We start from the raw sequence: 25,537 nt of genomic DNA, 5'->3' as shown, positions 1-25,537 counted from the left end.
GTAACGCCCCGTTCCCGGACGTGCCCGGGAACGGGGCGTTACCTGTAGGGGCGCAGCGAACCGGAAGGGCCCCGGAACCTCGCGGTTCCGGGGCCCTTCTTCGTGCGGTGCCGTACGGGCTGCTACTCGCCGGACTTGGCGACCGGCTTGCGCAGCTGGATGTTCAGCTCGCGCAGACGGGCCTCGTCCAGCTCGGTGGGCGCGCCCATCAGCAGGTCCTGCGCGTTGCCGTTGAGCGGGAACGCGATCGTCTCGCGGATGTTCGGCTCGTCGGCCAGCAGCATCACGATGCGGTCGATGCCGGGGGCGATGCCGCCGTGCGGCGGGGCGCCGTACTCGAAGGCGCGGAGCATGCCGGCGAACTCCTGCTCGACGGTCTCGCGGGAGTAGCCCGCGATCTCGAACGCCTTGAACATGATCTCGGGCTCGTGGTTCCGGATCGCGCCGGAGGACAGCTCGACGCCGTTGCAGACGATGTCGTACTGCCAGCCGAGGATGTCCAGCGGGTCCTTGGTCTCCAGGGCCTCGAGACCGCCCTGCGGCATCGAGAACGGGTTGTGCGAGAAGTCGATCTTGCCGGTCTCCTCGTCCCGCTCGTACATCGGGAAGTCGACGATCCAGCAGAAGCGGAAGACGTTCTCCTCGAAGTGGCCGGCGCGCTTGGCGGCCTCGACGCGGACGGCGCCCATGATCTTCGAGACCTCGTCGAAGTCGCCGGCGCCGAAGAACACCGCGTGGCCCGCGGCGAGCCCCAGGCGCTCGGTGAGGACCTTGACGTTCTCCTCGGTGAGGAACTTGGCGATGGGGCCGGTCAGAGCGCCGTCGTTGCCGACGCGGACCCAGGCGAGGCCCTTGGCGCCCTGCTCGACGGCGTAGTCGCCGAGGCCGTCGAAGAACTTACGGGGCTGGTCGGCGGTGTCCGGCACGGCCAGCGCGCGGACGTGCTTGCCGGCGAAGGCCTTGAACTCCGAGCCCGCGAAGACGTCGGAGATGTCGACGAGCTCCAGCTTGGCGCGCAGGTCCGGCTTGTCGGAGCCGTACTTCAGCATCGCCTCGCGGAACGGGATCCGCGGGAAGGGGGAGGTGACGTGGCGGCCACCGCCGAACTCCTCGAAGAGCTCCGTCATCAGCTTCTCGATCGGCCGGAAGACGTCCTCCTGCTCGACGAAGCTCATCTCGACGTCGAGCTGGTAGAACTCGCCGGGCGAGCGGTCGGCGCGGGCGTCCTCGTCGCGGAAGCAGGGCGCGATCTGGAAGTAGCGGTCGAAGCCGGAGATCATCAGCAGCTGCTTGAACTGCTGCGGGGCCTGCGGCAGCGCGTAGAACTTGCCCGGGTTGAGGCGGGACGGCACCACGAAGTCGCGGGCGCCCTCGGGGGACGTCGCGGCGAGGATCGGGGTCGCCATCTCGTTGAAGCCGAGCGCGGTCATCTTGTGCCGGATGGCGGAGATGACGGCGGTGCGCAGCATGATGTTGCGGTGCATGCGCTCGCGGCGGAGGTCGAGGAAGCGGTACTCCAGCCGGCGCTCCTCGTTCACACCGTCGTCGGTGTTGACGGTGAACGGAAGCTGCTTGGCGGCGCCCAGGATTTCGACCTCGGCGGCCTCCACCTCGATCTCACCGGTGGGGAGGTCCGGGTTGACGTTCTCGGCGCCGCGGGAGACGACCTTGCCGTCGACGCGGACGACGGTCTCCTTCGTCAGCTTGTCGAGCACCTCGGCGGCCTTGGTTCCGGGCCGGGCGACGAGCTGCGTGATGCCGTAGTGGTCGCGCAGATCGATGAAGAGGATGCCGCCCAGGTCGCGCCGATTGTGCAGCCAGCCGCTCAGCCGGACGTCGGCTCCGACGTCAGAGGCGCGGAGCTCGCCGCAGGTGTGGGACCTGTACCGATGCATCGTCGTTCATCCAGTCTTAGCGATTCGGGGTGGGCACAACCGTTGCAAGGTTACCGCCCGGCCTCCCCGCCGCCCATTGACATAGACGCGACAGCCTCCCCGCAGGTCATAACCGTGATGATCGGAATAAAGTGAACCAATGGGCACGGAGGATGTTCTTGCCGCGATCGCGACCGGCGTATGGCGATGGGACACCACATCGGGCACGGTCACCCTCGACGCCGAGGCCGCCCGGCTGATCGAGCTTCCCGCCGGCGCCGGTGACGTCCCCGCATCCGCCGTACGTGCCCGCTTCCACCCCGTCGACTGGGGTGAGATCAACGGCGTCATCTCCATGGCGGTCGCCGAGGGCACCCTCGCCGAGGCCAGGCTCCGGGTCGTGGACGGGACCGGACGGGTGCTGCGGACCGTCCGCAGCCGCACCAAGGCGCGCGCGGAGGGTGAGGGCTACCTGCTGGTCGGCACCCTCCAGGAGGTGGCGGAGCCGCATCCGGGCACCACGGCCGCCAAGACACCGGTCACCGGTGACTGGCGCCGCCACCGCGAGGCGTTCCTGCTGGACGCGGGCCGCGCCCTCGCCGAGGCCAGGTCCACGGCCGAGGTGCTGCGGGTCGCCTCGTCCCTGTCCATGCCCGGCTTCTCACCGGACGGCCTGGCGGTCTTCGGGGTGGCCGGCGACCACCTGACGATCATCGGCCACCACGGGCACAGCGCGGAGGACGAGCAGCCGTTCACGGACCTGCCGCTCGACACCGACTACCCGGCCGCCGAGGTGGTGCGGACGGGGCGGGCGGTCTATCTGCCGACCCCGGGCGACTACCGGCGTCGCTACCCCGTCACCTGGCCCCTCGCCCAGCGTTTCGGCCGCCGGTCGTGGGCGTTCCTGCCCCTGATCGTCGCCGGCCGGACCATGGGCGCCTGGATGGCGGCCTTCCGCCATCCGGTCGCCTTCACGCCCGACGAGCGCTCGGTCCTCACCACGGTCGCCCGGATGCTCGCCCAGGCGCTGGCACGCGCCGAGGTCGCCGAGACCGAGCGTGAGCTCTCGCTCGGACTGCAGCGCTCGATGATGCCGCAGCTCGGCCCGGAGATCCCGGGCATGGCGGTGGCCGCGCGGTACGTGCCGACCGGCGGCGGACTTCAGGTCGGCGGCGACTGGTACGACATGATCCCGCTGCCCTCCGGGCGAACCGCCCTGGTCATCGGGGACGTCCAGGGGCACGACGTACGGGCCGCCGGGCTGATGGGCCAGCTGCGGATCGCGCTGCGCGCGTACGCCTCCGAGGGCCACCGAGCGGACGCCGTCCTCTCCCGCGCCTCCCGCTTCCTGCACGGCATCACCGACACCTACGCGGAGGGCGACTGTTCGAGCCCCCGCTTCGCGACCTGCCTCTATCTGGAGGTCGACCCGGCCACCGGCCTGGTCGAGATCGCCCGCGCCGGGCATCCGGAGCCGGCCGTGCGGACCTCTGACGGCACGGTGCTGCTGCGCCCCACGGAGGGCGGGCTGCCGCTGGGCATCGACCCGGACACCGACTACCCGACGACCCGGTTCCTCCTGGAGCCGGGCGAGACGCTGATGATCTGCACGGACGGCCTCGTCGAGACCGGCGGGCACGACCTCGACACCGGCTGGGCCAGACTGCGCGGCGTCCTGGAGGAGCACTCCGGCAGATCGCTGGAGGACCTCGCCGACAACCTGGTGCAGGCCGTGCACGGGCCGTCGTCCCACTACACGACCGGTCCGCTCGCCGACCGGCGGGAGGACGACATCGCGCTGGTGCTGCTGTGCCGGGAGGGACAGCCGTCCCGCCGGGCCCCGCGCCGTACCGCGATGGCCGTCGCCCAGGCGCAGCCGGAGCGGATCGCGGCCGCCCGGCGCCATCTGCGCGAGCTGCTCCACGACTGGGAGGACATGGAACAGGTCGACTCCGCGGTCCTGATGGTCTCGGAGATGGTCACGAACGTGCTCGTCCATACCGACGGCGACGCGCTCATCGTCGCCGAAGTGGCACACCACACCCCGAAACGGCGTCTGCGCGTGGAGATCACCGACACCAGCGACGAACTGCCCCACCGCCGCCGGCCCGGCGAGATGGCCTCCTCGGGACGCGGGCTGCTGCTGACGGAGATGCTGGCGGACAACTGGGGTGTGGACCCGAGGGGCGAGGGCAAGTCGATCTGGTTCGAGCTCTACGAGCCGGGCGCGCCGGCCGCGCCGGGCGACGGACCGGCCGCGCCGGGCTCATCGCCCCCGGGGCCGTAACGCGTCCGGAGTTCACGGACGGCGCCGAACACCGCGGCGGTCACGGGCACGGCGAGCAGCATCCCGAGGATGCCCGCGAGGCTGGCCCCCGCCGTGATCGCCAGCAGGACGACCGCGGGATGCATGTGGACCGTGCGGCTCTGGATCATCGGCTGGAGCACATGTCCCTCCAGCACCTGTACGGCCAGCACCACCCCGAGCACCCACAGCGCGATGACGAACCCCCGGTCGGCGAGAGCGACCAGGACGGCGACCGCGCCGGAGATGAATGCCCCGAGATAGGGGATGTAGGCGCCCACGAAGACGAGCGCCCCGAGTCCGACCGCGCCGGGCACCCGCAGGATCAGCAGCCCGAGCGTGATGCACAGGGCGTCGATCAGCGCGATGAACGTCGTCCCCCGCATGAAGCCCTCGACGCCGCGGAAGGCGCGGCGCCCGATGGCCTCGACGAGTTCGCCGGCCTCGCCCGGCGCGACGGAGCGCAGCGCTCCGACGGCGCGGTCGGAGTCCCGCAGGAAGAAGAAGATCAGCAGAAGCGCCAGGACGGCGATCGCGATCATCTCGCTGACCACGCCCAGGCCGGAGATCACACCGGAGGCCGCCGTCCCGCCGAACTTGCCGAGCAGCTCCCTGGCATTCGAGGCCAGGTCGTCGAGCGAGGTCCCGGCGGCTCCGAAGTGCCGGGAGAGGTCGGAGGCCGCCTGCCGCAGCGAGGCGATGATCTGATCGCCGGTCTCGATCAGCGCACTGACGACGATGTAGACCGCGCCGCCGACCACGGCCACCGCGGCGACACAGGTGAGTCCCGCGGCCAGCGACTGCTGCACCTTCATCCGGACCAGCCGCCGGTACAGCGGTCCCAGCAGCGCGGCCCCGAGCAGGGCGAGGAGCACGGGCGTCACGGCCGTCTGGAACCTGACGACGAGCCAGATCCCGACGGCCGCGACCCCGGTGACGAGCAGTGCGACGACGCACCAGGCGGCGAGGCGCTTCATGGGCTCCGGCAGCAGCGGCTTCGACTGGGGCACAGCCCCACCCGACCACGGTCGCCCGCACCCGTCCCGCCCATCCGGTCCGCACGGGTGACGGCCCGTCAAACCAACGGCGGGGAGAGGCCCTCCGGGCCGACGCGGACCGGACGGGCGGCGGGAGAGCGACTACATGCCGTGGACCGCCGGAACGGTGCCGAGACGGCCCCGCTGGAAGTCCTCGAAGGCCTGCCGCAGCTCGTCCTGGGTGTTCATCACGAAGGGGCCGTAGTGCGCCATCGGCTCCCTGATCGGCTGTCCGCCGAGCAGCACGATCTCCAGGTCGGGCGTGTTGGAGTCCTGCGACTCGTCCGCGCGAACGGTCAGCGATCCGCCGTCGCCGAAGACGGCCGTCTGCCCCTTCCGCACCGGCCGCAGCTCCTGTCCGACCGCGCCGCGGCCCGCGAGGACGTACGCGAGGCCGTTGAAGTCCTCGCGCCACGGCAGGGTGATCTCCGCGCCCGGCGCCAGGGTCGCGTGGACCATGGTGATGGGGGTGTGGGTGATGCCCGGGCCCTCATGGCCGCCGAGCTCGCCGGCGATCACGCGGAGCAGGGCACCGCCGTCGGGGGAGGTCAGCAGGCGCACATGGCCGCCGCGGATGTCCTGGTAGCGCGGGTCCATCATCTTGTCGCGCGCGGGCAGGTTCACCCACAGCTGGAGGCCGTGGAACAGGCCTCCCGACACCACCAGCTCCTCCGGCGGGGCCTCGATGTGGAGCAGGCCGCTTCCGGCCGTCATCCACTGCGTGTCGCCGTTCTGGATGGTTCCGCCGCCACCGTTGCTGTCCTGGTGCACGAAGGTCCCGTCGACCAGGTACGTCACCGTCTCGAAGCCGCGGTGCGGGTGCCAGGGCGTGCCCTTCGGCTCGCCGGGCGCGTACTCCACCTCGCCCATCTGGTCCATCATGATGAACGGGTCGAGGTACTGGTAGTTGATCCCGGCGAACGCGCGCCGCACCGGGAATCCCTCCCCCTCGAAGCCGCTCGGGGCCGTGGTCACGGCGAGCACGGGCCTCGGCAGCGCCTCGGCGGGCGCGGCGACGCGCGGCAGGGTGATCGGGTTCTCGACAGTCACTGCGGGCATGGCGGGACCTCCTTGTGCGACGACTTTAGTTGAAGAGTGAACTTCTTGCCACCGCAAACGGAGAACGCCCGGGAGGAATTCCTCCCGGGCGCGGAAACAAGTGCGCGAGGCCGCGGCGGACCCCCGGCACGGCGTGGCGACGGTTACCCGTACATCCGCCGCATCGCGAAGTCGACCATCTGCTCGACGGCCTTCGCGTCGAAGACCATCCGGTGGTCGCCCTCCATGTCCAGCACGAAGCCGTAGCCCGTCGGCAGCAGGTCGATCACCTCGGCCCCCGTGATCACGAAGTACTTCGACTCCTTGCCGGCGTACCGGCGCAGCTCCTTGAGCGAGGTGAACATCGGGATCACCGGCTGCTGCGTGTTGTGCAGGGCCAGGAACCCCGGGTTGTCGCCGCGCGGACAGTAGACCTTCGACGTCGCGAAGATCTGCTGGAAGTCCTCGGCCGCCATCGACCCCGTCGTGAAGGCCCGCACCGCGTCGGCCAGTGACGGCGGCGACGGCTCGGGGTACAGCGGCTGCTCCCCGTAGGAGGGCTGCTGAGGCACGTACTGCTGCTGTTGAGCGCCCGGGGTCTGGTCGTAGCCGTACATGCCCGCAAGAGTAACGAGTCACAGTTGCCCCTATAGGGGTTGCATCTTATTACCGACGGGTAGCATTATCGTAGCTACTTGCTGGTACGTGGATGAGAAATCCAGACTTCCGATCCTTACGGAGCCGTCGCCATGGGGCACTACAAGTCGAATCTCCGCGACATCGAGTTCAACCTCTTCGAGGTCCTCGGGCGCGACAAGCTGTACGGCACCGGCCCGTTCGCGGAGATGGACGTCGACACCGCCAAGTCGATCCTCGAGGAGATCGCCCGCCTCGCGGAGAACGAGCTCGCCGAGTCCTTCGCCGACGCCGACCGCAACCCGCCGGTGTTCGACCCCGCGACCAACACCGCCCCGGTCCCCGAGAGCTTCAAGAAGAGCTACAAGGCCTTCATGGACTCCGAGTACTGGCGTCTGGGCCTGCCCGAGGAGATCGGCGGCACCACCTCGCCCCGCTCCCTGATCTGGTCCTACGCGGAGCTGCTGCTCGGCTCGAACCCGGCCGTGTGGATGTACTCCTCCGGCCCGGCCTTCGCCGGCGTCCTCTTCGACGAGGGCAACGAGGCGCAGAAGAAGATCGCCGAGATAGCCGTCGAGAAGCGCTGGGGCTCCACCATGGTCCTCACCGAGCCGGACGCCGGCTCGGACGTGGGCGCCGGCCGCACCAAGGCGATCCAGCAGGAGGACGGCTCCTGGCACATCGAGGGCGTGAAGCGCTTCATCACCTCCGGTGAGCACGACATGGAGGAGAACATCCTCCACTACGTCCTCGCCCGCCCCGAGGGTGCCGGTCCGGGCACCAAGGGCCTCTCCCTCTTCCTCGTGCCCAAGTACCACTTCGACTGGGAGACCGGCGAGCTGGGCGAGCGCAACGGCGTCTACGCGACGAACGTCGAGCACAAGATGGGCCTCAAGGCCTCCAACACCTGCGAGATGACGTTCGGCGACCAGCACCCCGCCAAGGGCTGGCTGATCGGCGACAAGCACGACGGCATCCGCCAGATGTTCATGATCATCGAGTTCGCCCGGATGATGGTCGGCACGAAGGCCATCGCCACCCTGTCCACCGGCTACCTCAACGCGCTGGAGTACGCCAAGGAGCGCGTCCAGGGTCCGGACCTCAAGAACTTCGCGGACAAGACCGCCCCCAAGGTCACCATCACGCACCACCCCGACGTGCGCCGCTCCCTGATGACGCAGAAGGCGTACGCCGAGGGCATGCGCGCCCTTGTGCTCTACACCGCCTCCATCCAGGACGACATCGCCGTCAAGGAGGCCGCGGGCGAGGACACCAAGTCGCTCGTGGCGCTGAACGACCTGCTCCTGCCGATCGTCAAGGGCTACGGCTCGGAGAAGTCCTACGAGCAGCTGGCCCAGTCGCTGCAGACCTTCGGCGGCTCCGGCTACCTCCAGGAGTACCCGGTCGAGCAGTACATCCGCGACGCCAAGATCGACACCCTCTACGAGGGCACCACCGCCATCCAGGGCCAGGACTACTTCTTCCGGAAGATCGTCCGCGACCAGGGCCAGGCGCTGAACGCCCTCTCCGAGGAGATCAAGAAGTTCCTCGCGGTCGGCACCGGCGGCGAGGAGCTGGCATCCGCCCGCGACGCGCTGGCCAAGGCCGCCGTGGACCTCGAGGCGATCGTCGGCACCATGACGAACGACCTCATCGCCACCGGCGAGGACGTCAAGAACATCTACAAGGTGGGCCTCAACACCACCCGCCTGCTGATGGCCTCCGGTGACGTGGTCGTCGCCTACCTGCTGCTGCGCGGCGCGGCCGTCGCCGCCGAGAAGCTCGAGACCGCTTCCGCCAAGGACGTGCCGTTCTACCAGGGCAAGATCGCGGCGGCGAAGTTCTTCGCCGCCAACGTCCTCCCGGGCGTCTCCGTCGAGCGCGCGCTCGCCGAGACCGTCGACGGTTCGCTGATGGACCTCGACGAGGCCGCCTTCTAGGCTCCCGTCAGACCGTCACAGGGCCGCCGTCCGACTCCTCGGACGGCGGCCCTGCCGCGTCCCCTCGGTACCCTGGCCCGTGCCCCGCCGGACCGTCGCGGCAGCCGTTTCCAGCCGTCGCCGGCACCCTGTGGACCAGGTGTCACAGATGGACGACCGGGCAACTTACCCCCTCGTTAAGGTGAACCCATGAGCAGCGAACCTGCCCGCTTCGATCGCGGCCACACCGACGACCTCATGTCCTTCCTCACGGCAGCACCCACGCCGTACCACGCGGTCGCCGCAGCTGCCGAAAGGCTCGAGAAGGCCGGCTTCCGGCAGGTCCTCGAGACCGACGCCTGGGACGGGACCACCGGCGGCAAGTACGTACTGCGCGGCGGGGCCCTCATCGCCTGGTACGTGCCGGAAGGCGCCTCGGCCCACACCCCGTTCCGCATCGTCGGCGCGCACACCGACTCGCCGAACCTGCGGGTCAAGCCCCTGCCCGACACCGGCGCCTACGGCTGGCGGCAGGTCGCCGTCGAGATCTACGGCGGCACCCTCCTCAACACCTGGCTCGACCGCGACCTCGGGCTCGCCGGCCGGCTCACGCTGCGCGACGGGTCCCACCGGCTGGTCAACATCGACCGGGCGCTGCTGCGTGTACCGCAGCTCGCGGTCCACCTCGACCGCTCCGTCAACACCGACGGCCTCAAGCTCGACCGGCAGCGCCACATGCAGCCGATCTGGGGGCTCGGCGATGTCGAGGAAGGCGATCTGATCCGCTTCCTCGAGGCGGAGTCCGGCATCCCCCAGGGCGAGGTCACCGGATGGGACCTGATGGCCCACTCCGTCGAACCGCCCGCCTATCTGGGGCGCGACCGCGAACTGCTCGCCGGCCCGCGGATGGACAACCTCGTCTCCGTACACGCCGGAACGGCCGCGCTGACCGCGGTCTCGGCCTCTTCCGAGCTGCCCTTCATCCCCGTCCTCGCCGCCTTCGACCACGAGGAGAACGGCTCCCAGTCGGACACCGGCGCCGACGGCCCGCTGCTCGGGTCGGTGCTGGAGCGTTCCGTGTTCGCCCGCGGCGGCAGCTTCGAGGACCGGGCCCGCGCCTTCGCGGGAACGGTCTGCCTGTCGTCCGACACCGGCCACGCCGTCCACCCCAACTACGGCGAGCGGCACGACCCGACGCACCACCCGCGCGCCAACGGCGGCCCCATCCTCAAGGTCAACGTCAACCAGCGGTACGCCACCGACGGCCAGGGCAGGGCCTACTTCGCCGCGGCCTGCGAGAAGGCCGGCGTGCCGTGGCAGACGTTCGTGTCGAACAACGCGATGCCGTGCGGCACCACCATCGGCCCCATCACGGCGGCCCGGCACGGCATCCACACCGTCGACATCGGCGTCGCCATCCTGTCGATGCACAGCGCCCGCGAACTGTGCGGCGCGGACGACCCGTACCTGCTCGCCAACGCGCTCGCCGCCTTCCTGGAGGGCTGAGGACAGCGCCGGCCGCGGCCCCGCCCAGGGGTCGCGGCCGGGTGCCGCCGGGTGCGACGGTGACGCAGGCTGCCCGAAGGGGGCCTGTTCCGGCAGTGCCCGGTTCCACCGGGGCGGCGTAGCAGATGTTGCCGCCGCCTCCGGGGCGGTCGACGCTGAGTGCGGCAAGGGGGGCCCACTCGGCACGACACGATCGGAGCGACCGTCATGAGGATGATGCTGCGGGCCGTCATGGACACGAAGCAGACCAACGACCTGACCGACCCGGCACGGATCCAGGAGATCTGGGGCCGCATCCTCGGCCGGCTCGATCCGGAGGCGGCCTACTTCAGCCCGCACCAGGGCTGCCGCTCCTGCGTCATCGTCTTCGACATGCAGGACAGCGCCCAGCTGCCGGTCCTCCTCGAACCGCTCTTCCGTGAGCTCGGGGCGCAGGTCGAGATCCAGCCGTGCATGAACAAGGACGACCTGATGCGGGGCCTCGAAGAGGCGGCCAAGGCGCGCTGACCGCCCCACGTCCCCTTTCCCGTTTCCCGCTGAGCCTGTTCCTCCCGGGCCGCTCGCCGGGCCCGGTCGCTGCCGGGCCCGGCTTCCGCTGGTCCGGGCTTCCGCTGATCCGGGCTTCCGCTGGGCGCGGCTTCCGCCGGGCCGGAACTACTGGGCCTCGGCCCGGTCCATCCCCGCCAGCACGAGCGGCAGCCGGGTCGCGCCCTCGGCCGTGATCCGCACCGGAACGCCCCAGTCCTGCTGGTGGACGTGGCAGGCCGGGTATTCGTTCTCCGGGTCGTCGTCGCACGACGCGGCCATCGCGGAGACGTGCAGCACGCCCTCCCCGACGGACGGGTCGATGTCCAGCTCACGGCTCAGGTCCGTCCCCGCCCCCTCGCCCGCACGCAGCAGCTCCGGCGGGGTCGAGGAGACGAGCAGCCGCGTCGAAGGCCCGTACCGGGTGTCCAGCTTCTGGCCGGCCGGGGCCTCGAAGACCACGTCCAGCCGGAGCGCGCCCGGCGCGACGTCGGTCGCCGCACGCTGCGTACGGTGCGCGACCGACTCCACCCGTACCGCCTCGTCGGGCAGCCGCAGCCGGGTCAGCCGGTGCCTGGCCGACTCCACGACCACGATGTCCTCGCCGACCAGCACCGCCCCGCTGGGCTCGCGCAGATCCGTCGCCAGGGTGGTCACCTCACCCGTCGCGGGATCGAAGCGGCGCAGGGCGTGATTGTAGGTGTCGCTGACGGCGACGGACCCGTCGGGCAGGGCGGTGACCCCCAGCGGGTGCTGGAGCAGCGCCTGTCCGGCGTCGCCGTCGCGGTGCCCGAAGTCGAAGAGTCCGGTGCCGACGGCGGTGTGGACCTGAAGGTCGCGGTCGATCCAGCGGACCGCGGACGTCTCCGAGTCCGCGATCCACAGCCGGTCCTCGGTGGCCGCGAGCCCGGAGGGCTGTGCGAACCAGGCCTCGGCGGCGGGCCCGTCGACCAAACCCTCGTTGGTGGTGCCTGCCGCGACCTGGACCGTGCCCTGCTCGGGGTCGTACGTCCACAGCTGGTGCACGCCGGCCATGGCGATCCACAGCCGGCCCTGCCACCAGGCGACGTCCCACGGGGAGGAGAGAGCCACCTCGAGCGCGGGCCCGGAGGTGGGCGAGCCCTGCCACCACTGCTTCCCGGTCCCGGCGAGCAGCTCGATCGCGCCGGTCGCCGGGTCGTACGCGCGGATGGCGTGGTTGACGGTGTCGGCGACGGCGACCCGCCCGTCCGGCAGCAGGGCGAGCCCCTGCGGCTCGTTGAACTCACCGTCGCCGATGCGGCGCACGACGCTCTCGCCGTCCGCCTCCATCTCGACCAGCTGGTGCCGGGTGGAGTCGGAGACGAGGAGGTTCCCGGAGGGCAGCAGCAGGGCCTTGCCGGGGAAGCGCAGGTCGGTGGCGACCGGCTCCGGAGCGACGTAGGGGCCGTCGCCGCGGCGCAGTGTGCCCTTCGCCGCGTGCTCCGCCTCGAGCTCCTCGACCAGCTTCTCGATGGCGTGCGCATGCCCCTCGCCGGCGTGCTGCGCGACGACGTACCCCTCGGGGTCGATGACGACGAGCGTCGGCCACGCGCGTACCGCGTACTGCTTCCAGGTGCCGAGCTCGGGGTCGTCGAGGACGGGGTGGTGCACCTGGTAGCGCTCGACGGCGTCCACGACGGCCTGGTGCTCGGCCTCGTGCACGAACTTCGGCGAGTGGACCCCGATGATCACCACGGTGTCGCGGTGCTTCTCCTCGAGCTCGCGCAGCTCGTCGAGGACGTGCAGGCAGTTGATGCAGCAGAACGTCCAAAAATCGAGAACTACGATGCGCCCTCGCAGATCGGCGAGGGTGAGGTCTTTCCCTCCGGTATTGAGCCAGCCGCCCTTGCCGATCAGCTCGGGGGCACGGACACGGGCACGGCGGGGCGCGGGCGCGGGGGTGGGCGCCGGGGCGGCATCGTTCATGCTTAAAGCTTGCCATCCGGGTACGAACGCCGGATCACGCGTACGGCAACGCGGCCGACGCCCTGCCACGGCGCCCCCTGGTCGTGGCCGTGGACCGGGACCGGTCCGGCACGCGCGGGGCACCCGAACGCGTGCACGTGCGGCCGTACCCCCGTCCCGCCGCCCTCGCGGGGGTACTCATTCCGCCATGAAATATCTGGTGCGGGACAGGATCTTCGCGATCGGCGACGACTACTGGATCGATGACGAGCACGGGCGGCACGCCTTCCTGGTCGACGGGAAGGCCATGCGGCTGCGGGACACCCTGGAGATCAAGGACCCGGACGGGCGGGTGCTGATCACTCTGCGCCGGCGGATGTTCAGCGTCCGGGACGCGATGACGATCGAACGGGACGGCGGGACGCTGGCCACCGTCCGCAGGAAGCGCATGTCACTGCTGCGCAATCACTACCGGGTGACGCTGGCCGAGGGCACCGAGCTGGACGTCAGCGGGCGGATCCTGGACCGGGAGTTCGCGGTCGAGTACGAGGGGGAGCTCCTGGCCCACATCTCGCGGCGCTGGCTGACGCTGCGGGACACGTACGGGGTGGACGTCGTACGGGAGGACGCGGACGCGGCGCTGCTGATCGCGGTGGCGGTGTGTGTGATCCGGATGGCGGAGAAGGAGCGGGAGGACCGCTGAGGGAGGATCCGCTCAAGGACCCTCCCTCGACGCGTGCGGTCAGAGCCTCGGGGCGGCGGGGGCCGGCAGGCCCAGGCGGCGGTCCTTGAGGGCGGGGAAGTCGTCCCGGGTGGTGGTGACCTTCGCGGGGTCGAGGTCCACGGTGACGACCTCTTCGCCGGGGCCCGCCTCCGCGAGGACCTCGCCCCAGGGGTCGACGACGATGCTGTGGCCGGCCTGCTCGACGCCGGCGTGGGTGCCCGCCGTGCCGCAGGCGAGGACGTAGGCCTGGTTCTCCACCGCGCGTGCGCGGGCGAGCAGGGTCCAGTGCTCGCGGCGGCGGGCGGGCCAGCCGGCGGGGATCACCAGCGCCTGGGCGCCGGCGTCGACGAGGCCGCGGAACAGTTCGGGGAAGCGGAGGTCGTAGCAGGTGGCGAGACCGATGGTGAGGGCGCCCGGGAGCGGGACGGTCACCAGGTCCTCGCCCGCGCCCATCATCACGGCCTCGCCCTTGTCGAAGCCGAAGCGGTGGATCTTGCGGTAGACGGCGGCGAGTTCGCCGGTGGGGGAGATGACGAGCGCGGTGTTGTAGAGGGTGCCGTCATCGGCCTTCTCCACGACGGAACCGGCGTGCAGCCAGACCTCCGCGTCCTTCGCGGCCTCGGCCATGGCTTCGAAGGTCGGTCCGGTGGGCTGCTCCGCCTCCTGCTCGAACTGCTGGTAGGCGAAGGCGCCCACGGGCCACAGCTCGGGGAGGATCACCAGTTCGGAGCCCGCCTGTTCCCGCACCAGAGAGGCCGCACGCCGCCTACGGGAATCGGCCGTTTCGTCCGGGTCTACTGCGATCTGAAGGAGAGAGGCGCGCACACTACCACCGTCCTGGCATTCGAGCCGTCAACACGGGCCTACGATCGTCACACGAAAGCACTGCCGGGGTGCCTTCGGGCAGCGTACTGTGCTCATCCGGGGGCCACCCCCGGACCCCCACAGCGCTGCCAGTCCAATTTGTCCGCGTACGACCGCCGAGGGGTCCCGTGACCGTCCATCCCAGCCTCCAGAACTACGCAGATGCCTGGACCCACTCCATCGAAGCGATAGCCGAGCTGGTCGGGCCGCTCGTCGAGGGTGAGTGGAACCGCGCCACTCCGTGCCCGGGTTGGTCGGTGCGGGACATCGTCTCGCATGTCATCGGCATGGAGTGCGAGATGCTCGGCGACCCGCGGCCCATCCACTCCTTGCCGCGCGATCTCTACCATGTGCAGAGCGAGTTCGCCCGCTACATGGAGATGCAGGTCGATGTGCGGCGCCACCACACGGCGCCGGAGATGACCGCGGAACTCGAGTACACGATGATTCGGCGGGCACGTCAGCTGCGTAACGAGAACCGCAGCCCCGACGCCCTGATCCGAGCGCCGCTCGGAGCCGAGCAGACCGTCGAAGTGGCCTACCGGATGCGGGCGTTCGACGCGTGGGTGCACGAGCAGGACCTGCGGACCGCGTTGAACAAGCCCGGCAACCTCGACTCCCCCGGCGCGTACGTCGCCCGGGACGTGCTTCTCCAGGGCCTGCCCAAGGTGGTCGCCAAGGAGGCGGGCGCGCCCGCGAATTCGGCCGTCGTCTTCGATGTGCACGGCCCGCTGGAGTTCCTGCGCACGGTGCGGGTCGACTCCGACGGACGCGGCTCGATCGACGGCTCGCCCTCGCTCGGCCCGCTGGTGACCCTCGCCCTGGACTGGGAGACCTACTACCGGCTGGCCTGCGGACGCGTCCGGGCGGCGGCCGTGCCCGACCGGATCAAGGTGGACGGGGACACGGAGCTGGCGGCGGCGATCCTGCGCGAGTTCGCGGTCACGCCGTAGACGGGCCTGCGGGGCCCGGGGAGGGGCCCCGGGGCCCGTGCGCGCCGCCGAGGGCCGGATCCCGTCCTCGGCCGGGCCCTCAGGGCTGGGCACTCAGGGCTGGGCATTCAGGCCGGGCATTCAGGCCGGGACGTGCACCGCCTCCACCCGGCTCGCCACCAGCCGTTCCCGTTCGCGTCGTGCCGCGCGGGCGCGCAGCCGCAGGATCTGGGTGATCCCGAGCGCCTCCAGCACGAAGACCGACGAGAAGGCGATGCGGTAGTCGTCGCCGGTGGCGTCCAGAAGGACGCCCACCGCCAGCAACGTCGTCATCGAGGCGACGAACCCGCCCATGTTGACGATCCCGGACGCGGTGCCCTGTCGTTCCGGCGGGTTGGCCGGACGCGCGAAGTCGAACCCGATCATCGAGGCGGGGCCGCAGGCGCCGAGCACCGAACACAGTGTGATCAGCAGCCACATGGGCGCATGGTCACCCGGGTAGGCAATGGTGGCCGCCCATAGGGCGGCGGTGGCCCCGACCGTGCCGAGCGCCAGTGGCACCCGTGCTCCGTGGTGGCGGGCAATGACCTGGCCGTACACCAGGCCCACCAGCATGTTGGAGAGCACCACCAGCGTCAGCAGGCTGCCCGCGGTCTCGCGGGACAGGCCCTGCGCCTCCACCAGGAACGGCATCCCCCACAGCAGCAGGAACACCATGCCGGGGAACTGGGTCGTGAAGTGGACCCACATGCCGAGCCGGGTTCCGGGCTCGCGCCAGGACGTGGCTATCTGCTTCCGCACGAAGGCGGGCCCCGCGTGCCGGGCCGGCGGGGGTTCGTGGCCTTCCGGGTGGTCGGAGAGGAAGAGCGAGAGCAGGATCAGGACGACCACGCCGCACGCGGCACTGCCGACGAAGGTGGCGGTCCAGCCGACACCGTGCAGCATGCGGGCGATGACGAGCGTCGAGACGAGGTTGCCTGCCATTCCGAAGAGGGCGGCGACCTGCCCGATGAGGGGTCCGCGGCGGGCGGGGAACCAGCGCGATCCGAGACGCAGCACGCTGATGAAGGTCATCGCGTCGCCGCAGCCGAGCAGTGCCCGGGACGCGAGAGCCGTCTCGTACGAGGGCGAGAGCGCGAAGCCCAGCTGGCCGACGGTGAACAGCACCACGCCGATGGTGAGCACCTTCTTGGTGCCCAGCCGGTCGACCATCAGGCCGACCGGTATCTGCATGCCCGCGTAGACGAGGAGCTGGAGGATCGAGAAGGTGGACAGGGCGGAGGCGCCCACGTCGAAGCGGTCGGCGGCGTCGAGGCCGGCGACGCCCAGGCTGGTACGGAAGATGACAGCGACGAAGTAGACGGCGACGCCGATGCCCCAGACCGCGGCGGCGCGCCGGCCACCGGGGGGATCACCGGGCAGGGACAGCGCGGGGCCTGAGCCGCTCACCGTGTCTCACCCCGGACCAGGTCCTCGACCCGGCCGAGGTGCCCGCGCACGCAGGCGGCGGCACCCTCGGCGTCCCCGGCCTTGATCCTTTCGAGGATCTCGGCGTGCTCGTCGTGGTTGCGGGTGATGCGGTCCGGCAACGCCTGCATCATCGCGACGCCCATGCGCAGCTGACGGTCGCGGAGCTGGTCGTACAGCCTGGAGAGGATGTCGTTGCCCGCGTGCTTGACGATCTCGGCGTGGAAGCACCGGTCGCTGACGGCGAAGGCGGCGAGATCTCCGGCGTCGGCGTGGCGGCGCTGTTCGGCCAGCAGCTCCTCCAGGCGTGCGACGAGCACCGCGGGCGCGGGCACGGCCCGGCGTACGGCGAACTCCTCGACCAGCAGGCGGGTCTCGACCACATCCCTGATCTCCTGGGCGGAGACGGCGAGGACGAGCGCGCCCTTCTTGGGATAGAGCTTGATCAGCCCTTCGACCTCGAGCTTGAGCAGGGCCTCCCGTACCGGGGTGCGGGAGACCCCTACGGCTTCGGCGAGTTCGCCTTCGGTGAGAAGGGTGCCGCCCTCGTAGCGCCGGTCGAGGACGGCCTGCTTGACGTGGGTGTAGACGCGGTCGGCGGCAGGGGGTCGTTTCACGGGCGCGGCAGGCATGCGCACAGCATAGATACAACACAGGTGCATCAGGCAGTCACGTCCGCATAACGGAAGGCCATTTCCGGCATAACCACATGAAACACATCGCCTTCAACGCGAAACGCCCGACCGGGACCACCCGGCCGGGCGTTTCACGTGAAACAGGACTTCAGGCCCGTCAGGCCCAGGTGATCAGCCTCTTCGGCTGCTCCAGGATCGCCGCGACATCGGCGAGAACCTTGGAGCCGAGCTCGCCGTCGACCAGGCGGTGGTCGAAGGAGAGCGCCAGCGTGGTGACCTGACGGGGCTTCACCTTGCCCTTGTGGACCCACGGCTGGAGCTTGATCGCACCCACCGCCAGAATCGCGGACTCACCGGGGTTGAGGATGGGCGTACCGGTGTCGACGCCGAACACACCGACGTTGGTGATGGTCACCGTGCCGCCCTGCATCGCTGCCGGGGTGGTCTTGCCCTCGCGGGCCGTGGCCACCAGCTCGCCCAGCGCCGATGCCAGCTGCGGCAGTGTCTTGTCGTGCGCGTCCTTGATGTTCGGCACGATCAGGCCGCGCGGAGTTGCCGCGGCGATGCCCAGGTTGACGTAGTGCTTCTGCACGATCTCCTGGTTCGCCTCGTCCCAGGAGGCGTTGATCTCCGGGTTCCGCTTGATGGCGACCAGCAGGGCCTTGGCGATCAACAGCAGCGGGTTGACCCGCAGACCGGCCATGTCCTTGTCGGTCTTCAGCTCCTCGACCAGCCTCATGGTGCGCGTCACATCGATCGTGACGAACTCCGTGACATGCGGTGCGGTGAACGCGCTGCCGACCATCGCGGAGGCGGTCGCCTTGCGCACGCCCTTGATCGGCACCCGGGTCTCTCGCGCGCCCGCGTCGACGGCGGGGGCCGCGAGCGGCTCCTGTGCGGTGAACGGCTCGGCTGCCGGCGCGGTGACCGGTGCCGCGACGGCGGCCGGGGCGGCGGCCGCGTGGACGTCCTCGCGGGTGATGACGCCGTCGGGACCGGTCGGGGTGACCGTCGCCAGGTCGATGCCCAGGTCCTTGGCGAGCTTGCGCACCGGCGGCTTGGCGAGCGGACGCGGCGCCGTCGGCGCGCCGTGGCCGTTCATCTCCGCCTGGACGGCCGCGGCCGCCTGGTTCTGCTCGGGCGCACCCACCTGCTTGCGCGGCCTGCGCTTGGTCGACGACTCGGCGACGCCGTAGCCGACGAGGACCGGCTGGCGGCCCTGCGGCTTCGCCTCCTCCGCCTCTGCGGCGGCCTCGGCGACGGGCGACGCCTCGGTCTGGGCGGGCGGCACCGCGGCGGCCTCCGCCGGAGCCGCGTCACCGCTGCCCGGCGCCACATCGACCGTGATGATCGAGGTGCCGACGTCGACGGTGGTGCCCTCGGCGAAGCGCAGCTCGTGCACCACGCCGTCGTACGGGATCGGCAGCTCGACGGCCGCCTTCGCCGTCTCGACCTCGCACACGACCTGGCCGTCGGTGACGGTGTCGCCCGGCTGGACGTACCACTTGAGGATCTCGGCCTCGGTGAGTCCCTCGCCCACGTCGGGCATCTTGAACTCGCGGAAGCGAAGGGAAGTGTCTTGAGTCATGGTCACGGCACTCCTCAGTACGCGAGCGAGCGGTCGACGGCGTCCAGCACACGGTCCAGACCCGGAAGGTACTCCTCCTCGAGCCGCGCCGGAGGATACGGGGCGTGGAAGCCGCCGACCCTCAGCACAGGGGCCTCGAGGTGGTAGAAGCACCGCTCGGTGATGCGGGCCGCGATCTCGGCGCCGGAGCCGTAGAAGACGGGGGCCTCGTGGACCACGACCAGCCGGCGGGTCTTCTCCACGGACGTCTGGATGGTGTCGAAGTCGATCGGGGACATCGAGCGCAGGTCGATGACCTCCACCGACTTGCCCTCCTCGGCGGCGGCCGCGGCCGCCTCGAGGCAGACCTTCACCATCGGGCCGTAGGCGGCCAGCGTGATGTCGGACCCGGGCTGTGCGACACGCGCCGCGTGCAGCCGGCCGGGGATGGCCTCGGTGTCCACCTCGCTCTTGTCCCAGTAGCGGCGCTTCGGCTCGAAGAAGATCACCGGGTCGTCGCTCTGGATCGCCTGCTGGAGCATCCAGTAGGCGTCCGAGGAGTTCGACGGGGAGACCACCTTGAGGCCGGCCACGTGCGCGAAGAGCGCCTCCGGGGACTCGGAGTGGTGCTCGACCGCGCCGATGCCGCCGCCGTAGGGGATGCGGATGACGACCGGCAGCTTGATCTTGCCGAGCGCGCGGGCGTGCATCTTCGCGAGCTGCGTGACGATCTGGTCGTACGCCGGGAAGACGAAGCCGTCGAACTGGATCTCCACCACGGGGCGGTAGCCGCGCAGGGCCAGACCGATGGCCGTGCCGACGATGCCCGACTCGGCGAGCGGGGTGTCGATGACCCGGTCCTCGCCGAAGTCCTTCTGGAGGCCGTCGGTGATACGGAAGACGCCGCCGAGCTTGCCGACGTCCTCACCCATGATCAGGACCTTGGGGTCCGTCTCGAGGGCCTTGCGGAGCGACTCGTTGAGCGCCTTCGCGAGAGGAAGCTTCTGTACAGCCATGACTAGTTGCCCTCCTCGGCGAACGACGCCTGGTAAGCGGCGAACTGGGCGCGCTCCTCGTCGACGAGCGAGTGCCCGTCGGCGTAGACATGGTCGAACATCGCCATGTCCTCGGGGTCGGGCATGGCCCGGACCGCCTCACGGACCCGCTTGGCGAGCACGTCGCTCTCCTCGTCGAGGGAGGTGAAGAACGCCTCGTCGGCGTGGCCCTCGGCCTCGAGGTACGTACGCAGGCGCAGGATCGGGTCCTTGGCCTCCCAGGCCGCACGCTCGTCGTCGTGGCGGTACTTGGTGGGGTCGTCCGAGGTGGTGTGCGCACCCATCCGGTACGTGAAGGCCTCGACGAGCGTCGGGCCCTCGCCGCGACGGGCCCGCTCCAGGGCGGAGCGGGTCACGGCCAGGCAGGCGAGGACGTCGTTGCCGTCGACGCGGACGCCGGGGAAGCCGAATCCCTGCGCGCGCTGGTACAGCGGCACCCGGGTCTGGCGCTCGGTGGGCTCGGAGATCGCCCACTGGTTGTTCTGGCAGAAGAACACGACCGGGGCGTTGTAGACCGCGGAGAACGTGAACGACTCGGCCACGTCGCCCTGGCTGGAGGCGCCGTCGCCGAAGTACGCGATCACGGCCGAGTCGGCGCCGTCCTTGGCCACGCCCATGGCGTAGCCGGTGGCGTGCAGCGTCTGCGAGCCGATGACGATCGTGTAGAGGTGGAAGTTGTTGGTGGTCGGGTCCCAGCCACCGTGGTTCACCCCGCGGAACATGCCCAGCAGGTTGGTCGGGTCGACACCGCGGCACCAGGCGACGCCGTGCTCGCGGTAGGTCGGGAAGACGTAGTCGTCGTCGCGCAGGGCGCGTCCCGAGCCGATCTGCGCGGCTTCCTGACCCAGCAGCGAGGCCCACAGGCCCAGCTCGCCCTGGCGCTGCAGGGCGGTGGCCTCGGAGTCGAAGCGGCGGGTCAGGACCATGTCCCGGTACAGCCCGCGCAGCTCGTCGGCGCTCAGATCGATGTCGTACTCGGGATGCTGGACGCGCTCGCCCTCGGGCGTCAGCAGCTGTACGAGCTGGGGCTCGGAACTCTGCGGCTTCTTGGTGGCGCTGGCGCGCTTGCTGGCGCGTCGCGGTTTACGCGCGGCAGCAGTGCTCTCCACGGTCACGTGCGTGCTCCTCCGTCGGTCCGGCCCCCGGGGTCCGCCGGAAAGCCAGTGCGGCTCGCCCACGTCCGTGCCCGCGCACGGGGTGTGTGCGACGCGGCCGGAAGTCAGGCGTGACAGGTGCCCCGGCGAACGTCCTGTCACAGGCACGTTACCCAGTGGGCAGCATTACTGCGAAACCCCATTTGACCTGCGATTTTGCTTGGATTTCCAAGTAAATCGAGAAATAGGGGAACAACCACTGGTCACAGCCCTGCAGGCCGCCGGAACACGGGCACGTTATCCCGGCCACCCCGGACACGGGAAGAGTCAATATGTGAGACTGCCTCCGTGCACGAAAAGGGAAAAATCACTGTATTTCTCCTCGACGACCATGAAGTGGTCCGGCGCGGCGTTCATGAGCTGCTCTCCGCCGAGGCCGACATCGAGGTCGTCGGCGAGGCGGGAACCGCGGAAGACGCCCTGGTCAGGATCCCTGCGGCCGCTCCCGATGTCGCCGTGCTCGACGTGCGGCTGCCGGACGGGAGCGGCGTGGAGGTGTGCCGCGAGGTCCGTTCGCGGAACGAGAACATCACGTGCCTGATGCTCACCTCGTTCGCGGACGACGAGGCCCTCTTCGACGCGATCATGGCCGGTGCCTCGGGATACGTGCTGAAGGCGATCCGCGGCAGCGAGCTGCTCGCAGCGGTGCGGGACGTCGCCGCGGGCAGATCACTGCTCGACCCGGTGGCGACCGCCCGGGTCCTCGAGCGGCTGCGCGAGGGGAACAGGCCGGTCGGCGACTCGCGGCTCGCGAACCTCACGGACCAGGAACGCAGGATCCTGGATCTGATCGGGGAAGGACTCACCAACCGGGCCATCGGCGAGCGGCTCCACCTCGCGGAGAAGACCATCAAGAACTACGTCTCCAGCCTGCTCTCCAAACTGGGCATGGAACGGCGCGCTCAGGCCGCCGCGTACGTCGCGAGGATCCAGACGGAGCGTCAGCACCGCTGAGCCGGCCGCTGTCACTCGTTCGGACCAACGCCGCCACGCCAGGTCACGGGACTTAGGTCCCGTCACATCGGGGGCCGGCGGCCCTACCCTGCGGAGCCGCCGGTCACGAAGAGTGGACGGCATGCCCTCAGAGGAACTCCGCGCCATCGAGCTGCTCGGCCGTGTCCGCTACGGCCTCCTGGCCACCAGCGTCCGGGCCATGCCCGTCCTGGTCCCCGCACGCCACGTCGTGGCGGACGGCCGGGTGCTGCTGCGCCTGCAGGCCACCGGCGAGCATCCGCGGGCCGGCTGCGGCAGCGTGGTCGCCTACGGCGCGGACAACCTCAACTCCGGCTCGGCGGCTCTCTGGTCGGTGCAGTTCACCGGTACCGCGGAGACGGTCAGGCCGACGGAAGAGGAGCTGGCGCGCTTCGGGCCTCGGCCGCACCGCATCGACGGCGAGGACTTCCGGCCGGCATATCTGTGCGTCGAACCCCACTTCGCCACCGTGCGAACCATGGGCGACTCCGAAGGGAATTCGGCGCGACACACGGAGTGATCTAACATCTGGCGGGTGCCGCGCTCATCTGATACCGCTCCGCCCCTCTCCGTGCTTCTGCGCCGCTACGAGAACGCGGGCGAGCCCCTCTCCTGCAAACCCGTCACCCAGGGGCTCCTCAACCGCGGCTACCGCCTGGCGACCACCCGCGGTGCGTACTTCCTCAAGCACCACCTCGACGGCGACCACGAGGCCATCGCGCGGCAGCATCGCGCCACCCAGCGGCTCCAGGCCCTCGACGTGCCCGTCGCGCCGCCTCTGGAGGACCAGGGCGGTGACACGGTCGCCGTGATCGACGGCCACTGCTACGCCCTGCACCCCTGGATCGAGGGCCGTCACCGCAACGGCGCCCAGCTCAGCACCGCCCAGTCACGGCGGCTCGGATCGCTCCTCGGCCTGGTCCACACGTGCCTGGCGCAGGTCATGGACGACGGCGCCGCCCGTCACACCGAGCACGTCAGCGCCGATCCCGAAGAGACGTTCAGCCTCATCGACGAGCTGCTGGAGCTCGCCAGGTCGGCCCGGCCCCGCGACTCCTTCGACACCCTCGCGGAACACCGCCTCCTGCAGCGGCGCACGCTGCTGGAGCGCCATGCCGGGCGCAGGCCGCCGCCGGGCGGCGCGGGCGGCTGGGTGCACGGCGACTTCCACCCGCTGAACCTGCTCTACCGGGGGGCCGAGCCGGCCGCGATCGTCGACTGGGACCGGCTCGGGGTCCAGCCACGGGCGGAGGAGGCGGTGCGGGCGGCGGCGATCTTCTTCGTCCTCCCGGCCGGCAGGCTGGAGCTCACGAAGGTGCGGGCCTACGCACGGGCGTACCGGCGTGCCGCGGGCGCCGACCCGGCCGAACTGCGGGCCGCTGTCCACCGGGTCTGGTGGGAGCGGCTCAACGACTTCTGGATACTGCGCTGGCGCTACCAGCTGCACGACCGAAGGGCCGACCCGCAGTTCCCCGCGGTGTCGGCCCTGGCGGTGTGGTGGACGAAGGAGTACGACGCGGTGTGCGACGCCTTCGCCGGGTGACAGCCGCGGCAAGCGGTACGGGGCCGGACCTGGAAGGACCGGATCCGGCCCGTCATTCGCCGCCTTCGGCGCCCTCCACGATGCCGCCGCCTTCGGTGGTACCGCCCGACTCGGTCGGGGGCGGGTCCTCCGTCGGCGTCGTCGCCGTCGGCTTGCCCGTCGGCTCGCTCGGCTTGCCCGTCGGGTCGGTCGGCTTGCCCGTCGGGGACGGCGTCCAGGACGGTGTCGGCTGGGTGCTCGGCGTGAACGACGGCACGTCCGAAGGGGTCCAGGACGGCTGCTGGTTACCGCCCGTGGAGGTGTCGGGCTCGTCCGTCGGCTCGGTCTCCTCCTCGGTCGGCGTGGGCGACTCCTCCGGAGTCGACGGCGTCTCGGAAACCGTCTTGCCGTCCCCAGGCTTCGGACCGCCGTCGTCGTTCGCCCTGTCGAGCGCGAAGGCGATGCCCACGACCACCGCGACCACCGCAAGGGCCGCGAGCAGCCACACCTTGCCCCGGCCGCCGTTGCCGCCGCGCCGGCCGGCGCCGTAACCGCCGTCGTAGCCCCCGTCGTTCGGGTTCATCGGGGGGAGGATCGGGCCCTGTGAGGTCTCACCGTGCACCGGGTGCGCCGCGGTCGCGCCGGTCATGCCCCTCGCCGGGGTGCCGCCGCCGTCGTAGAGCTGGACCGGGCCGGTGTTCCAGGTGCCGTTGTGGCTGCCCTGCTGCTGCAGCATCTGCAGCCCGTACTGCACCAGTCCGCGCATCTCCTCCGCGCTCTGGAACCGGTCGTCCGGGTCCTTCGCGAGGGAGCGCATGACCAGCCCGTCGAGCTCGGGCGGCACCACGTCCGAGACCTCGGACGGCGGCACGGGAATGTCCTGCACGTGCTGGTAGACGACCGAGAGCGGCGTCTCACCGGTGAACGGGGGCCGCAGCGCGAGCAGTTCGTACAGCAGGCAGCCCGTCGCGTACAGGTCGGAACGGTGGTCGACGGCCTTGCCCAGCGCCTGCTCGGGGGAGAGGTACTGGGGGGTGCCCATGACCATGCCGGTCTGGGTCATCGTCGACTGGGCGCCGTGCAGTGCGCGGGCGATGCCGAAGTCCATCACCTTGACGGCACCGGAGTTGGTGATGATGACGTTGGCGGGCTTGATGTCGCGATGCACGATGCCGTGCTGGTGCGAATACGCGAGGGCCTCGAGGACGCCGGAGACGATGATCAGGGCCTGCTCGGGCGGCGGCGCGTCCGCGTTGACGAGCAGGTCGCGGATGGTGCGCCCCTCGACGAGCTCCATCACGATGTAGGGGACGGTCTGGCTGCCCACCACGTCCTCGCCGGAGTCGTAGACGGCCACCACCGCATGGTGGTTGAGGCCGGCGACCGACTGCGCCTCACGGGTGAAGCGGGCCTTGGAGACCGGATCCTCTGCCAGGTCCGGGCGCAGCAGCTTGACGGCGACCGTACGGCCGAGCCGTACGTCCTCCGCCGCGAACACCTCGGCCATGCCGCCGCGGCCGAGACGGTGCGTCAGGCGGTAGCGGCCGTCGCCGACCAGTCCGCCGACACCCCAGGCGTCCGCAGAATCCGGCACTCCGCTGCCGTCTGCTCCGGGTTCGGGTGCCATCAGTCCTCGCCGTCGTATCTGTCCGCGTGCGTACTCTGCCTGCGGGGTGTCATTTCTCGGGATGCTGTGCCACGTCACGCTACAGCCTTGGCGCGGCAGGCCGGTTTTCGAGAGAGACCGGCCATCAAACCTGCTGGGCGCGGAGCCGTGCAAATTCCATGCTGTTCCTGTAACGCTTCCGAGACGCTTGTTGTGCGTACGGTCACGGAACGGGCACCTGGCTTGACGTGTCGGACCCCTGCGGCAGACTTG

The 25,537-nt window shown here is 70.5% G+C and carries 21 protein-coding genes; 9 read left to right on the top strand and 12 right to left on the bottom strand.

Translation table 11 applies throughout. The features are described 5' to 3' along the window. Positions 1-122: 122 nt before the first annotated feature. Entirely contained in the window at positions 123-1,895 is a 1,773-nt protein-coding gene (aspS, locus tag AB0K36_RS03180) for an aspartate--tRNA ligase (RefSeq protein ID WP_364587450.1), read from the bottom strand. Between the two features lie 139 nt (positions 1,896-2,034). Between aspS and AB0K36_RS03175 the strand changes: the two genes are divergently transcribed. Further along, positions 2,035-4,161 (top strand): ATP-binding SpoIIE family protein phosphatase, encoded by a 2,127-nt coding sequence (locus tag AB0K36_RS03175; RefSeq protein WP_364587447.1) that lies wholly within the window; start codon positions 2,035-2,037, stop codon positions 4,159-4,161. Here AB0K36_RS03175 and AB0K36_RS03170 read toward each other — a convergent pair. The 3 genes from AB0K36_RS03170 to AB0K36_RS03160 all read right to left on the bottom strand — a co-directional run bounded on the left by AB0K36_RS03170 (position 4,089) and on the right by AB0K36_RS03160 (position 6,871). Further along, positions 4,089-5,156, bottom strand: coding sequence for an AI-2E family transporter (locus tag AB0K36_RS03170; protein ID WP_364587741.1), 1,068 nt, complete (start codon positions 5,154-5,156; stop codon positions 4,089-4,091). The two genes, AB0K36_RS03175 and AB0K36_RS03170, sit on opposite strands and share 73 nt — an antisense overlap. A gap of 162 nt (positions 5,157-5,318) precedes the next feature. Continuing rightward, the gene (locus AB0K36_RS03165) at positions 5,319-6,275 is read right to left on the bottom strand and encodes a pirin family protein (protein WP_364587444.1); all 957 of its coding nucleotides are present in this window, start codon (positions 6,273-6,275) and stop codon (positions 5,319-5,321) included. 143 nt (positions 6,276-6,418) lie between these two features. Beyond that, positions 6,419-6,871: an SseB family protein gene (locus AB0K36_RS03160; RefSeq protein ID WP_005314710.1), complete on the bottom strand. Its 453-nt coding sequence runs from the start codon at positions 6,869-6,871 to the stop codon at positions 6,419-6,421. Between the two features lie 132 nt (positions 6,872-7,003). Between AB0K36_RS03160 and AB0K36_RS03155 the strand changes: the two genes are divergently transcribed. From AB0K36_RS03155 to AB0K36_RS03145, 3 genes are all read left to right on the top strand, one after another. Beyond that, entirely contained in the window at positions 7,004-8,830 is a 1,827-nt protein-coding gene (locus AB0K36_RS03155; protein WP_364587441.1) for an acyl-CoA dehydrogenase, read from the top strand. A gap of 189 nt (positions 8,831-9,019) precedes the next feature. Beyond that, complete coding sequence (locus AB0K36_RS03150) at positions 9,020-10,315, top strand: M18 family aminopeptidase (protein WP_364587438.1); 1,296 nt, start codon at positions 9,020-9,022, stop codon at positions 10,313-10,315. Between the two features lie 207 nt (positions 10,316-10,522). Next, positions 10,523-10,822, top strand: coding sequence for a hypothetical protein (locus tag AB0K36_RS03145; protein WP_364587435.1), 300 nt, complete (start codon positions 10,523-10,525; stop codon positions 10,820-10,822). A gap of 147 nt (positions 10,823-10,969) precedes the next feature. On the opposite strand, the gene AB0K36_RS03140 is transcribed toward AB0K36_RS03145, so the two are convergent. Continuing rightward, on the bottom strand, positions 10,970-12,787 hold the full coding sequence (locus AB0K36_RS03140) for an NHL domain-containing thioredoxin family protein (protein ID WP_364587432.1): 1,818 nt from the start codon (positions 12,785-12,787) through the stop codon (positions 10,970-10,972). Between the two features lie 187 nt (positions 12,788-12,974). Between AB0K36_RS03140 and AB0K36_RS03135 the strand changes: the two genes are divergently transcribed. Next, positions 12,975-13,469: an LURP-one-related/scramblase family protein gene (locus AB0K36_RS03135; protein ID WP_364587429.1), complete on the top strand. Its 495-nt coding sequence runs from the start codon at positions 12,975-12,977 to the stop codon at positions 13,467-13,469. 39 nt (positions 13,470-13,508) lie between these two features. On the opposite strand, the gene AB0K36_RS03130 is transcribed toward AB0K36_RS03135, so the two are convergent. Next, positions 13,509-14,315, bottom strand: a complete 807-nt coding sequence (locus tag AB0K36_RS03130; RefSeq protein ID WP_189473239.1) for a carbon-nitrogen family hydrolase — start codon at positions 14,313-14,315, stop codon at positions 13,509-13,511. A 167-nt stretch (positions 14,316-14,482) separates the two neighbouring features. On the opposite strand from AB0K36_RS03130, the gene AB0K36_RS03125 reads away from it, so the two are divergent. After that, positions 14,483-15,307 carry a maleylpyruvate isomerase family mycothiol-dependent enzyme gene (locus AB0K36_RS03125; RefSeq protein WP_364587426.1) on the top strand — a complete coding sequence of 275 codons (825 nt, stop codon included), beginning with the start codon at positions 14,483-14,485 and terminating at the stop codon, positions 15,305-15,307. A 120-nt stretch (positions 15,308-15,427) separates the two neighbouring features. Here AB0K36_RS03125 and AB0K36_RS03120 read toward each other — a convergent pair whose 3' ends face one another. The 5 genes from AB0K36_RS03120 to pdhA all read right to left on the bottom strand — a co-directional run bounded on the left by AB0K36_RS03120 (position 15,428) and on the right by pdhA (position 21,125). After that, entirely contained in the window at positions 15,428-16,735 is a 1,308-nt protein-coding gene (locus tag AB0K36_RS03120; protein ID WP_364587423.1) for an MFS transporter, read from the bottom strand. Next, the gene (locus AB0K36_RS03115) at positions 16,732-17,385 is read right to left on the bottom strand and encodes a GntR family transcriptional regulator (protein WP_189473236.1); all 654 of its coding nucleotides are present in this window, start codon (positions 17,383-17,385) and stop codon (positions 16,732-16,734) included. Before AB0K36_RS03115 ends, AB0K36_RS03120 begins: the two co-directional genes overlap by 4 nt. Positions 17,386-17,545: 160 nt before the next feature. Next, a complete protein-coding gene (locus tag AB0K36_RS03110) occupies positions 17,546-18,976 on the bottom strand; it encodes a dihydrolipoamide acetyltransferase family protein (RefSeq protein WP_364587420.1) in 1,431 nt (476 codons plus the stop codon). A gap of 14 nt (positions 18,977-18,990) precedes the next feature. Continuing rightward, a complete protein-coding gene (locus AB0K36_RS03105; RefSeq protein WP_189473234.1) occupies positions 18,991-19,971 on the bottom strand; it encodes an alpha-ketoacid dehydrogenase subunit beta in 981 nt (326 codons plus the stop codon). Between the two features lie 2 nt (positions 19,972-19,973). Continuing rightward, positions 19,974-21,125 (bottom strand): pyruvate dehydrogenase (acetyl-transferring) E1 component subunit alpha, encoded by a 1,152-nt coding sequence (gene pdhA / locus AB0K36_RS03100; RefSeq protein ID WP_037774160.1) that lies wholly within the window; start codon positions 21,123-21,125, stop codon positions 19,974-19,976. Between the two features lie 327 nt (positions 21,126-21,452). Here pdhA and AB0K36_RS03095 point away from each other — a divergent pair, with 327 nt between their 5' ends. From AB0K36_RS03095 to AB0K36_RS03085, 3 genes are all read left to right on the top strand, one after another. Next, complete coding sequence (locus AB0K36_RS03095; RefSeq protein ID WP_364587415.1) at positions 21,453-22,118, top strand: response regulator; 666 nt, start codon at positions 21,453-21,455, stop codon at positions 22,116-22,118. Positions 22,119-22,239: 121 nt separating this feature from the next. Next, positions 22,240-22,656: a pyridoxamine 5'-phosphate oxidase family protein gene (locus AB0K36_RS03090; protein WP_364587412.1), complete on the top strand. Its 417-nt coding sequence runs from the start codon at positions 22,240-22,242 to the stop codon at positions 22,654-22,656. Positions 22,657-22,671: 15 nt separating this feature from the next. Then, positions 22,672-23,679 carry a phosphotransferase gene (locus AB0K36_RS03085; RefSeq protein WP_364587409.1) on the top strand — a complete coding sequence of 336 codons (1,008 nt, stop codon included), beginning with the start codon at positions 22,672-22,674 and terminating at the stop codon, positions 23,677-23,679. A gap of 52 nt (positions 23,680-23,731) precedes the next feature. On the opposite strand, the gene AB0K36_RS03080 is transcribed toward AB0K36_RS03085, so the two are convergent. Next, the gene (locus AB0K36_RS03080; protein ID WP_364587406.1) at positions 23,732-25,285 is read right to left on the bottom strand and encodes a protein kinase domain-containing protein; all 1,554 of its coding nucleotides are present in this window, start codon (positions 25,283-25,285) and stop codon (positions 23,732-23,734) included. Positions 25,286-25,537: the final 252 nt, after the last annotated feature.

The sequence above is a fragment of the Streptomyces kurssanovii genome (genome assembly GCF_040677245.1).
GTDB lineage: Bacteria > Actinomycetota > Actinomycetes > Streptomycetales > Streptomycetaceae > Streptomyces > Streptomyces kurssanovii.
Note: the sequence above shows the minus strand (reverse complement) of the source record. Positions and strands in the feature narration are given on the sequence as shown.